General features: G+C 34.5%; 12 protein-coding genes. 6 read left to right on the top strand and 6 right to left on the bottom strand.

Going from position 1 to position 10,680, the window contains the following annotated elements; translation table 11 throughout:
• Positions 1–519: 519 nt before the first annotated feature.
• Both prmB and aroC read left to right on the top strand, forming a co-directional pair.
• The gene (gene prmB / locus KPC_RS13525; RefSeq protein WP_121974890.1) at positions 520–1,530 is read left to right on the top strand and encodes a 50S ribosomal protein L3 N(5)-glutamine methyltransferase; all 1,011 of its coding nucleotides are present in this window, start codon (positions 520–522) and stop codon (positions 1,528–1,530) included.
• 12 nt (positions 1,531–1,542) lie between these two features.
• Positions 1,543–2,634 carry a chorismate synthase gene (gene aroC / locus KPC_RS13520; protein ID WP_121974889.1) on the top strand — a complete coding sequence of 364 codons (1,092 nt, stop codon included), beginning with the start codon at positions 1,543–1,545 and terminating at the stop codon, positions 2,632–2,634.
• 52 nt (positions 2,635–2,686) lie between these two features.
• Here the strand turns inward: aroC and KPC_RS13515 are convergent, their stop codons facing one another.
• The 3 genes from KPC_RS13515 to KPC_RS13505 form a co-directional block, all read right to left on the bottom strand.
• Positions 2,687–3,166 carry a hypothetical protein gene (locus KPC_RS13515; protein ID WP_121974888.1) on the bottom strand — a complete coding sequence of 160 codons (480 nt, stop codon included), beginning with the start codon at positions 3,164–3,166 and terminating at the stop codon, positions 2,687–2,689.
• A 222-nt stretch (positions 3,167–3,388) separates the two neighbouring features.
• Entirely contained in the window at positions 3,389–4,294 is a 906-nt protein-coding gene (gene lpxO, locus KPC_RS13510) for a lipid A hydroxylase LpxO (RefSeq protein WP_121974887.1), read from the bottom strand.
• A 185-nt stretch (positions 4,295–4,479) separates the two neighbouring features.
• Positions 4,480–4,953 carry a CinA family protein gene (locus KPC_RS13505; protein WP_121974886.1) on the bottom strand — a complete coding sequence of 158 codons (474 nt, stop codon included), beginning with the start codon at positions 4,951–4,953 and terminating at the stop codon, positions 4,480–4,482.
• 126 nt (positions 4,954–5,079) lie between these two features.
• Here KPC_RS13505 and KPC_RS13500 point away from each other — a divergent pair, with 126 nt between their 5' ends.
• Positions 5,080–5,841, top strand: a complete 762-nt coding sequence (locus KPC_RS13500; RefSeq protein WP_121974885.1) for a COG4705 family protein — start codon at positions 5,080–5,082, stop codon at positions 5,839–5,841.
• A 254-nt stretch (positions 5,842–6,095) separates the two neighbouring features.
• Positions 6,096–6,329, top strand: coding sequence for a hypothetical protein (locus KPC_RS13495; RefSeq protein ID WP_121974892.1), 234 nt, complete (start codon positions 6,096–6,098; stop codon positions 6,327–6,329).
• Positions 6,330–6,853: 524 nt separating this feature from the next.
• Here KPC_RS13495 and lhgO read toward each other — a convergent pair.
• Positions 6,854–8,062: an L-2-hydroxyglutarate oxidase gene (gene lhgO / locus KPC_RS13490; protein WP_121974884.1), complete on the bottom strand. Its 1,209-nt coding sequence runs from the start codon at positions 8,060–8,062 to the stop codon at positions 6,854–6,856.
• Positions 8,063–8,083: 21 nt separating this feature from the next.
• Between lhgO and KPC_RS13485 the strand changes: the two genes are divergently transcribed.
• Complete coding sequence (locus KPC_RS13485; RefSeq protein WP_121974891.1) at positions 8,084–8,791, top strand: GntR family transcriptional regulator; 708 nt, start codon at positions 8,084–8,086, stop codon at positions 8,789–8,791.
• Between the two features lie 298 nt (positions 8,792–9,089).
• Here the strand turns inward: KPC_RS13485 and KPC_RS13480 are convergent, their stop codons facing one another.
• Both KPC_RS13480 and KPC_RS13475 read right to left on the bottom strand, forming a co-directional pair.
• On the bottom strand, positions 9,090–9,533 hold the full coding sequence (locus KPC_RS13480) for a universal stress protein (protein WP_121974883.1): 444 nt from the start codon (positions 9,531–9,533) through the stop codon (positions 9,090–9,092).
• Between the two features lie 150 nt (positions 9,534–9,683).
• Positions 9,684–10,127, bottom strand: a complete 444-nt coding sequence (locus KPC_RS13475; RefSeq protein ID WP_121974882.1) for a universal stress protein — start codon at positions 10,125–10,127, stop codon at positions 9,684–9,686.
• Positions 10,128–10,272: 145 nt separating this feature from the next.
• Between KPC_RS13475 and KPC_RS13470 the strand changes: the two genes are divergently transcribed.
• Positions 10,273–10,500 carry a hypothetical protein gene (locus KPC_RS13470; RefSeq protein WP_121974881.1) on the top strand — a complete coding sequence of 76 codons (228 nt, stop codon included), beginning with the start codon at positions 10,273–10,275 and terminating at the stop codon, positions 10,498–10,500.
• Positions 10,501–10,680 lie beyond the last annotated feature (180 nt).

The following is a 10,680-nucleotide window of genomic DNA, read 5'->3' as shown; positions in this document are numbered from 1 at the left end:
GTGGGAGTAAGAGGTTGCTTCCGGTTTTAATCGTCATTTTTAATGATTCTGTCGTAGTTCTAGGTGTTTTATCACTTGCTACCTGTATATAAAAAAATGTCGATTGTTTGAGTGTAATAAAAACAATATAATTCATATATTTATGCAAATATTCTTCTTGTTGTCAGTAATCATTTGATTACTTTAATGAGTAAAATAAATGGATTTAATGAGGTCGAAAGTCTGGAGAAAGAACAAGATACTTATGATACATTTTTATTATTTTCAATAATTATTCATTTAAGTTAATTAAGCGTATGGATATGCTCAGATTAGAAGTATTTAAGTTTTACGTGTTGATTAGACAAGATATTTGGGTATCAATGATTGACGATTATCAAAACTTTCTTGCTGAGCAAAATGCTAGGCTGTATGAAAAGTCAAAAAATGATATCTGATTTATCTTTGGAGAATGATTAAAAAAAACCTGAAAACAAGGTATCATAAGGCGTTTTAAAAATTTATCTTGGAGATGCCTGAGTGGATCGACCGACTATTAGCCCTGAACATTTACAAGAAGCGGCTGAAACATTAACCACCATTCGTGATTATATTCGTTTTGGTGTAACGGCTATGCGTCAATACGATGCACACTTAGGACAAGGTACAGAAGATTATTTTGCTGAAAGTTCAGCTCTGGTCTTACAAACATTATCACTTGACTGGAACGCTGATTCTGAAATTTTAGATGCGAAATTGCTTCCAAGTGAAAAAGCAGAGTTCTTAAGTCTTTTAGAACGCCGTATTAATGAACGTATTCCTACTTCATATTTGTTAAATCTTGCATATTTCTTTAATAAACCATTTTATGTTGATGAGCGAGTGCTTATCCCTCGTTCTCCAATAGCAGAGCTTATCGAACAGCGTTTTGCACCATACTGTCTCGATGAAAATGGTGAAATGCGTGAAGCACTCAATAATTTGCCTGAAAATCCACAAGCTAAAACACCTGTACGTATTCTTGATATGTGTACTGGTTCTGGTTGTATAGCAGTGGCATTGGCTTATGCATTCCCAAATGCAGAAGTGGATGCAACAGACATTTCTAAAGAAGCTTTGGAAGTCGCTTCAATTAATGTTGAACATCATAATATGCAGTATCAGGTTGCTTTACTTGAATCGGATCTTTTTGCAAAAATACCAGCAGAAAATCAATATGATTTGATTGTGTCCAATCCACCGTACGTGGATGCAGAAGATATGGCTGATTTGCCAGAAGAATTCCTGCATGAACCTGAGCTTGCTCTTGCAGCTGGTCAAGATGGCTTGGATCTGGTTCGTAAAATGTTGGCTCAAGCTGCAGATTATTTAACAGAAGATGGTCTGATCGTGATTGAAGTTGGTAATTCCGAATGGGCGATGCGTCAAAACTTTAATACAATTGATTTTTACTGGTTACAATTTCAAAAAGGTGGTTCAGGTATTTTCGCATTGACTGCTGAACAATGCCGTAAGTACCGAGATTTATTCATTCAATCGATCAATGCATAAGGAGTTGCAAATATGGCTGGGAATAGTATAGGACAACTCTTTCGTGTAACGACATGTGGTGAATCTCATGGTGTTGGTCTTATGGCAATTGTCGATGGCGTGCCGCCTGGTTTGGAGCTATCCGCAGAAGACTTGCAAAGAGATTTGGATCGCCGTAAACCAGGTACTTCAAAATTTGCGACGCAGCGTAAGGAACCGGATGAAGTAGAAATTATTTCAGGTGTGTTTGAAGGTAAGACAACAGGTACACCAATTGGTTTACTCATTCGAAATACAGATCAAAAATCCAAAGATTATGGCAATATTGCGCAGACATTTCGCCCTGGTCATGCAGATTATACTTATACTCAAAAGTATGGTTTTCGTGATTATCGTGGTGGTGGGCGTTCGAGCGCACGTGAAACAGCGATGCGTGTCGCTGCAGGTGCGATAGCTAAAAAGTATCTGGCTGAAAAATTTGGCATTGAAATACGTGGACATGTAACCCAAATAGGTACAGAAATCGCTGAAAAGCTGGATTGGAGTGAAGTGCCCAATAATCCATTTTTCTGTGGTGACATAGATGCTGTACCACGTTTTGAGGCCTTAGTGACATCATTACGTGAACAAGGAACGAGTTGTGGTGCAAAACTTGAAATTCTGGCAGAAAATGTTCCAGTCGGTTGGGGGGAGCCAGTGTTTGACCGTTTAGATGCTGATATTGCACATGCCATGATGGGGATTAACGCTGTAAAAGGTGTAGAAATTGGCGATGGCTTCGCTGTGGCAGGACAGTTCGGCCATGAATCACGCGACGAGCTGACAACGAAAGGTTTCCTGGCAAATCATGCAGGTGGAATATTGGGTGGAATTTCGTCTGGACAGACGATTCGTGTCGCGATTGCTTTAAAGCCAACAGCAAGTATTACCACACCTGGGAAAACAATCAATCTTGATCGTGAAGATACCGATGTCTTAACCAAAGGTCGTCATGATCCATGTGTAGGTGTGCGTGCGACACCGATTGCAGAAGCAATGTTGGCAATTGTATTGATGGATCATTTCATGCGCCATCGTGCACAAAATGCGGATGTAGTTGTTCCATTTCAGCCAATAGAACCGTGAGTTTTCATACAAAAAAGCCAGACATCAAGTCTGGCTTTTTTGACTTGCAATTTTATTTGCCTGGTAACTCTTCAGTATAACCTTTTTCAAAAGTTAAAAATGCGGATGATTTTTGACCATCAGCAGTCAAAATTGGACGAACAATTTCACCTTGATCTGTCACGAGTTTCAAATCAATTTCTTTTGCATTACGAAATGAATTAAGAAAGCTTCTAGGAACAAAAATTGAATTTGAAGAGTTAACTATACCAGCAGCTTCTGTATAAACTGTAGGTTGAATTGTTGAGTAGGTATAAGCTTGACCGTCAACCACAAACACTAACTGCTTAATGTCATATTTAGTGGGATTATCTATGTCTGCAGTTATTTTAAATCCATCACGAGTTTCTTGATTCCATTTTGCAGAAAGTGAAGGGCAGACATCACCAGTTGAACAAATTAATGGACCTTTAGTGATTACTTTGGTGGGAGCATTGTTCACACATCCTGTCAAAAGTATAAGTGATCCTAGAAGAGCGTATTGAATTTTCATGTTTTAGCCTGATTTGTAAAATTTAGGTTTGTTATTAAATGAAATTTAATATAACAAATTTACCGTTTTATGCAGAAAAATGAAACATCCTATGCAGTTTTTAGTATGGAAAATAATCAAACTAAGGAATATATGAAGCTATTTAGAAATTTTGTATTAGAGGAAAATGATTTAAAAGCGTTAAAAAATAGGTCTTAAATAAGACCTATTTAAAATTTGCATTTATAAAAATGCAGGAAGGAGAATGGCTGCAATAATGAGACCAAACAATAGCCATTTATAAATATAATAAGTAGTCCTATTCTTGGCTTTTAGTTCACGTCCTTTAGCATGAATTGCATAAAGATACTTAAACATACGGTTGATAAAACCAGTCTGATCATTTTCATCATTCGGCGAGCTTGCAGCTGACATGACATTACGACCAAACCAATGATTAAAGCGCTGTGCCCAGCCCCATTTCATGGGACGTTCAATATCGCAAAAAAGGATAATACGTGTTTCGTCAGATTTATTTTCAGCCCAATGAACATAGGTTTCATCAAATAGTGTAGCTTCACCATCACGCCAGCTATAACGCTCTTGATCTACCTCGATAAAACATTTGTCACTATTAGGTGTCTTTAGACCTAAGTGGTAGCGGATAGAGCCAGCATATGGGTCACGATGTTTTCCTAAATAACTCCCTGGTGGCAATTCTGCAAACATCGCAGCTTTGACACTCGGGATTTGCTCTAATAAGGCAACTGTTTTAGGGCAAAGTGCAGCAGCAGATGGATGGCTGTCTTGATACCATTTTAGATAGAAGCGTTTCCAGCCACGTTTAAAGAAAGTATTGAAACCAGCATCATTATTTTTTTCAGCTGCTTTGATCTGACTTTGTAATTGTACAGCCTCTTCTCGTATAGTTTGCCAATTTTCCTGAAGCGGTTTAAGCTCAGGAAAGTCATTTACATCAAAATACGGTGTATTAGGAAGCTTTGAAAAGCCAGTCATAAACATATTCACGGGACCTAAAAAGGTCGAGTGATCAAATAATTGACGTGAGAGTTTCAAATGCTCTTTACCGCGGAAATGTGCGTATAAGAGACTGATAATGAAAATAAATACAATTATAACTGCATACATATAACGACAATAATATTATAAATTTAAGGACTAGGATGATTTTAACTCATTCATCAATAAAAATGGTGTGATTCATCATAAAAAAGCAAAATAACTGTAAGTAATACACAAACTATTTAGGAAATTCAATGATATGAAAGCAAGTCATTTTTGAGAACAGACTGTTTCGATAGAAAAACATTCTATTATTTATTTAATATTTCAACAATTTCACTGGCAACAAAATCTGTGAGTGTATCTAATTTTTCTGTAGGTTCTCCTTGAATAAAATATTTAAACGAATGGAGTTTTTGTTGATAGAGAATACTAATGAAAAAGGTACCAACAGGTTTTTCTGAGGTTGCACTACCACCTGGTTTCAAAAGACCTGTACAACTAACAACGATGTCAGCCTTTTCGAAAAGTTTTTGACCATTTTTCGCCATGGCATCAGTCACTTCAGCGGATTCAGCAGTATATTTCTCAATAAGTTCCACTGGTATTTTTAAAATTTGAACTTTTATACTTGGATCATAGCTGACTAGTCCGCCTAGTAAAATATCAGCACCACTATGTTTATAGATTGAAAATTGACTGGATAAATAACCAGAACTAGCACTTTCGATAAAAGCGATAGTTAGTTGTTTCTTTTCTAATAAATTACAGCATTGTCTAAGCATCTCTACCCCATGTAAAAAATAACTTTATGAATAGCATTAGGTTTAACATTAATCACATAAAAAATTAAGTAATAATTAAGTCAAAAAGCATTTATTGCACTTATAAACAAAGCCAAAGGCAAATATATGCAAAGCTCTTCCCAATCTATACTATCTAAAGTACCTGAAATAACGTTGATTTTCTGGATTACAAAAATTTTTGCAACAACATTTGGTGAAACGGCTGGTGATGCATTATCAATGTCATTAAATCTAGGCTATTTACTAAGCACTTTCGTTTTTAGTTTTATTTTCTTATTTTTTCTTATCCTACAGATAAAAAGTACAAGATATAACTCTTTTTTATACTGGTCTACAATCATTGCAAGTACAACTGTAGGCACAACATTGGCTGATTTTGTTGATCGTTCACTAGGTATAGGTTATCTCGGTGGGAGCGGTATTTTAATTGTTCTTGTGACAATTTCCTTACTTGTCTGGTACAAAAGTCAAGGATCAATTTCTCCACATACAATTAACAGCCCGCAAGTGGAGTTTTTTTATTGGTTGACAATTACTTTTTCCCAGACATTGGGAACTGCTTTGGGGGACTGGTCAGCAGATACTGCTGGTTTAGGGTATCTTGGCGGAATGATATTGTTTGCTGGGCTTATTGTTTTGATGGTTATTCTGTATTTTATGACAGATATTTCACGTACTTTACTTTTTTGGGCAACCTTTATTTTAACAAGACCATTAGGTGCTGTAGTAGGGGATTTTTTAGACAAACCTTTGGATCATGGTGGTTTAAATTTAAGTCGTTTTAGTGCTTCATTTATTTTATTATTTTTAATGAGTATTTGTGTGTTTATTTCAAATAAGTACGCAAATACACACAATCAGAGGTAGCCATCTGTTTGGGAAGTTAACTTGCCATTATTTTGTCATAAACATCCTGCATAATGCATTACAAATAATAAATAATCACTTTTCTCAGCGTAAAAGGCTGTGGAATTACGGTCTACCCACTCAAGTAATTGCGTGGGTTTTATTTTTTAGAGTTGATTGGGGAATTTATAGGCAGAATTAAGATTTAGCACTTTAAAGAAACAAAAAAACTGTTATAACTAGAAATAAAGGGCATTAAAAAATGAGTGTGAATGATGAAAACTACAGTGAAGTATGTTGTACTGAAGAGCAAAGACTACCAATTAGGCACACCTTTATTTGAAGAAAGCATTGAAGCTGGTAGTGAATATTTTGATGAGATTCCCAATGTTATACGTTATCAGAATCATGATTTTAGGGTGAAATCCAAAGAGTTAACACGTAAACAGATTTTTGATGAGTTTGAAGAGTTTCAAACTATTTTAGTTAAAGTTATTGCAATGAACTAAGAGTTTTATAGAGAAAACCTGGACAATATATTTTCTTAAAAGATCTAGCGAATATATTTTTTAGATAAAATTGATTGAAATAAGACGCTGANGGCTATTGTGAATTATATGTGTAAATGAAACTNTTATCTTAAATGATGGAAGAGATGAAAAAATCATCTCTTAACATTAAATTTTATCTAGTTTTTATATTTTACGAACAGATAGCCTTGATCACAAATAACATTTTTTTCGAACAAAGTTATCGCAAAAATATCCAAAAAATATTCCTCCAACTGATGGGGCTATGAAACCGATAGTAAAAGTTGTAAATGCTGCAATAGCAGCATTACTTAGGTTGGATTTATCAAAGAAAACTTCACTAAATATAATGAATGCCATGATTGCATAAATATAAAAACGTACCATATCTAATATTCAACCAAAGATTGTTGCTATAGCTACTTTTTAAAGTCATTGTTTCTTTTCTTGTTCAGTTTTAGTTAACGTATTCATCATAGTCTTTTATAAAAATCCAATTTGGTTTATCCATGTGACATCACTTCACGCACAATGTACTCAGCTATAGCCAGTGATGATGTGGCACCAGGTGAGGGCGCGTTTCGGATGTGAGTGATATTGCCTTGTTTTCGAATAACGAAATCATCAACGAGTGAGCCATCGGATTCCATTGCTTGCGCTCTGATTCCACGCGTAGCTGGAATTACAGATACATTGGCTAAAGAGGGAACATATTTGGCTGCTTCAGAAACAAAATTTGTCTGGCTAAGAACAGTTCTAAGTTCACGCATTGCAGCAGGCATGTTTTTTGATGAAAACTTCCAGAAACCTTTATAAGTTAAAAAGTCATAAATATCTGAAATATTAATTTTTTTCCCGCTATAATTTTCACGTCCAAAGGAAATGAAAGCATTAGGGCCAATTGTCATTTGTCCATCAATCCGTTTGGTAAAATGAACTCCTAGAAATGGATATTTAGGATCTGGTACAGGGTAAATAAGACCTCTTACATAATTCTTAAAATTTTCATCAATAACATAGTATTGGCCAAAGAAAGGGACAATTTTCGGAGTTTCAATATCTCCAGAACTCGCAGCCAATCTATCAGACTGCAAGCCAGCACAAGTCACGACATAATCAAAAACCGTTGAGTGATGTTCATTATTATCAAAATGCACAGTAATCTTATTAAATCTTTCAGTAAGATGGGTGACTTTTTGACCGAGGATGATACTTCCACCTTTACGTTTAATTTCCTCAGCAATTTTTTTAGCAATATCACCATAACTTACTATAGCTGTTCTAGGTGAGTAAAGTGCACTTGTACCAATACAATTTGGTTCAATATCCTGAATTTCTGAAGCCTCTAATATACGCACATCTGGAACTTGATTCGCTACAGATTTTTGATAAATAGCATTTAAGCGTATTTCTTCTTCTTTAGATAAGGCAACAACGACTTTGCCACATTCATCATATGCGACTTCATTTTCAAGACAGAATTTATATACTAATTCGGCACCACGACGACATAACCGAGCTTTTAAGCCACCTGGCTCATAGTAAAGACCAGCATGAACAACGCCAGAATTATGGCTGGATTGATGCATGGCAACACTATTTTCTTTTTCAAACACTGTCACTTTTGCATCAGGAAAATCTAAGAGTAATTGCCTTGCCACTGAGAGTCCATTGATTCCCCCTCCGATAATGGCATAATGTTTATTCGTCATGTATTTCCCTTGTCTTACTCTATGAAATTGATCCAAAAATCCAAAACACTAACTGAAGAAGCATTTGAAATTTTGCAAGATGCAATCATCAACAACCAGTTACAGTTCAATGTGCTTTATTCAGCTACAGAATTGGGTCAAATGTTAGGTGGTATCTCACGTACTCCAGTCCGTGAAGCAGCTCAAATGCTTGAAAAGATAGGGATTGTGAAAATTGAAAAAAATAAAGGCATACGTATATTGCCAACCTCTTTTTCAACCATGATCGAATCTTTTCAAATCCGTTTAATGCTAGAAGTTCCATTGATTCGACGAGCGACAGAAATTAGAACTCAATCCGACCTTGAACATCTCAACCAAATCTTTGCAGAATTCAAACAACAAGCTGCATCTGGAGATATTACTGGAACACTTAAGGCTGACCGTGATTACCATTTAGCGTTATTGCAAATTGTTGGGAATCAAAAGGCGATAGATATTATTAGTAATTCACGTAATCAGGTACTTATTGCAGGATCTGCAACTATCCCTCATTCCAGAAGTTGTATGGATACCTTTGAAGACCATTTAGCTTTACACGAAGCTTTTACCAAAGGTGACTCTCAATTGGCTGCACATCAAATGAAAGCCCATATTATTAATACAGCTACCTTACTTATTCACCAAGAATCAGCAAAACGTCAAAATTGGTCAGACTGTGACACCAATGACTATCTGAATTGGATTTAAGTTATTCTTACATGTTGCATGCAACATGTAAATATACAAAAAATAAAAGTAGAATAAATTATTCTACTTTTGCCCAAAGATTATTGGAAATTTGTTGCTAAGTACGGTCACTTTTTAAAATAATAATAGGTTAGTAATATGATGATAATCACAACAATCATATAAATATAACTACTAGTATGCATTTTAAACTCATTACATTTTTTTTTATTATTAAGATCGAATATTAAAATTAAATGACATCATTCAAAAAATAAAAAAACCCACAATTAATGTGAGTTTTTATGAAAAAATAAAATTATTCTTTAATAATTAAAACAGGAATTACTGTTTGTGCAAGTACATCAAGGGCAAAACTACCTAAGAAAAATTTCTGGAAACCTTGACGACCATGAGATCCCATAACAATAAGATCCACTTTTTTATCTTCAGCAGTTTCATTAATCGTATCTGCTGAAACATAGCCCTTGATAATTTCAGTATTCAGTGTTACGCCTTGTTTTTGTGCAAGTTCTTTGGCTTGTTCGAGTGTTTTTTCTGCATTTTCATATGCTTGGATAAGGTAGTCTTTAATTGCAACCGAACTATAATAAAAATCAGCACCAGAAAAAGGGTCTTCTGCAACTACACTAATTGCAGTGACTTGACAGTTAAATGCTTTGGCAATGGCAGCAGCCTGTTCCACTGCTGAAAAAGAAATTTTTGAACCATCTACTGGTACTAAAATATGTTGATATGACATTAGAACTCCCCTTGCTTATTTATAACTATTCTTTATTCATAACATAACTTTAATATTCAAGCAAATTTAATTTTTATTTTAACTCAATGGCTTAAAAATAAAGACCTGGAATTAAAGGTCTTTATTCATTGTCGGAATCATTTAAAATTTTTATTGTTTCACAATAAGTACTGGTAAGCGTGACTCACTTAAAACTTCTTGAGCAACACTGCCTAGAACAAATTTCTTAAAACCTGATCGACCATGAGATCCCATGACAATTAAATCAGCATTGATTTCATCGGCAACTGTAGAGATGCCTATTGCTGTTGGAACTTCACGTATAATTTTAGTGTTAACTTGAAGACCATGATTTTCAAGTGTCTGTTTGATTTCATTTAACCTGTTTTCTGCATTCTTTTCAGCTTCGAAGACATACTCTGTAATGGATGGTGCTACTTTATAAAAGTCCACACCAACAAAAGGATCAATTGCAACAACACTCATAATGGTGACTTGAGCAGAAAAAGCTTTGGCAATCTCTTCTGCATGTTCAACTGCTGCATATGAAATAGGGGAGTCATCTACTGGTACAAGAATATGTTGATATGACATTAATTTACTCCGTGTAGATTATCATTATAAACTTAGATTATTATTAACATATTTTGATTTTAAAGCACAAATTATTTTTATTTCACATTTATGAAATGTTGTTATTGCTAAATAAACACTATCTGTTTTTAAAGGTTGGTTGTTTATGATTGATTTATCCGTAAAAAAAATTAATAAAATGATTGATGAGTTTTCAAACTCAGGAAAGCAGCCAGAAAAGTTATTAGTGGGTTATAAGACATATTCCCGTCTAATGAATGATGAAAAATTTGCAGAAAAAGTTGTACCGTCAAGTGATGATCCTAAACTACGAACTTACAAAAACCTGAAAATTCAACTGATCACAGAAAAGCATTATTTTGAAGTTTGTTGACCATCATGTAATAGCTTGAATTTTATTAAATTTAAGCTATTGAAAATATTATTTATTTATATTTTTAATAAGCGGAAAATCAAATTGTTAAAAAATGTTTTTTTAAAAAAGTTTTTATATTCAATAACATATGCTTTATTTCCCCTTTTTTTCTGTATTAAATAATAATTTTTCTGTATC

Origin of the sequence: Acinetobacter stercoris (genome assembly GCF_900323515.1) — a bacterium.
In the GTDB taxonomy this organism is placed as follows: Bacteria; Pseudomonadota; Gammaproteobacteria; order Pseudomonadales; family Moraxellaceae; genus Acinetobacter; species Acinetobacter stercoris.
This window is presented reverse-complemented; position numbering and strand designations above follow the sequence as displayed.

Bases quoted from the DNA above. Each gene is read 5' to 3' on its own strand.
- aroC (WP_121974889.1), top strand. From the start codon at position 1,543: ATGGCTGGGAATAGTATAGGACAACTCTTTCGTGTAACGACATGTGGT.
- KPC_RS13515 (WP_121974888.1), bottom strand. From the start codon at position 3,166: ATGAAAATTCAATACGCTCTTCTAGGATCACTTATACTTTTGACAGGA.
- lpxO (WP_121974887.1), bottom strand. From the start codon at position 4,294: ATGTATGCAGTTATAATTGTATTTATTTTCATTATCAGTCTCTTATAC.
- KPC_RS13505 (WP_121974886.1), bottom strand. From the start codon at position 4,953: ATGCTTAGACAATGCTGTAATTTATTAGAAAAGAAACAACTAACTATC.
- KPC_RS13500 (WP_121974885.1), top strand. From the start codon at position 5,080: ATGCAAAGCTCTTCCCAATCTATACTATCTAAAGTACCTGAAATAACG.
- KPC_RS13495 (WP_121974892.1), top strand. From the start codon at position 6,096: ATGAAAACTACAGTGAAGTATGTTGTACTGAAGAGCAAAGACTACCAA.
- lhgO (WP_121974884.1), bottom strand. From the start codon at position 8,062: ATGACGAATAAACATTATGCCATTATCGGAGGGGGAATCAATGGACTC.
- KPC_RS13485 (WP_121974891.1), top strand. From the start codon at position 8,084: ATGAAATTGATCCAAAAATCCAAAACACTAACTGAAGAAGCATTTGAA.
- KPC_RS13480 (WP_121974883.1), bottom strand. From the start codon at position 9,533: ATGTCATATCAACATATTTTAGTACCAGTAGATGGTTCAAAAATTTCT.
- KPC_RS13475 (WP_121974882.1), bottom strand. From the start codon at position 10,127: ATGTCATATCAACATATTCTTGTACCAGTAGATGACTCCCCTATTTCA.
- KPC_RS13470 (WP_121974881.1), top strand. From the start codon at position 10,273: ATGATTGATTTATCCGTAAAAAAAATTAATAAAATGATTGATGAGTTT.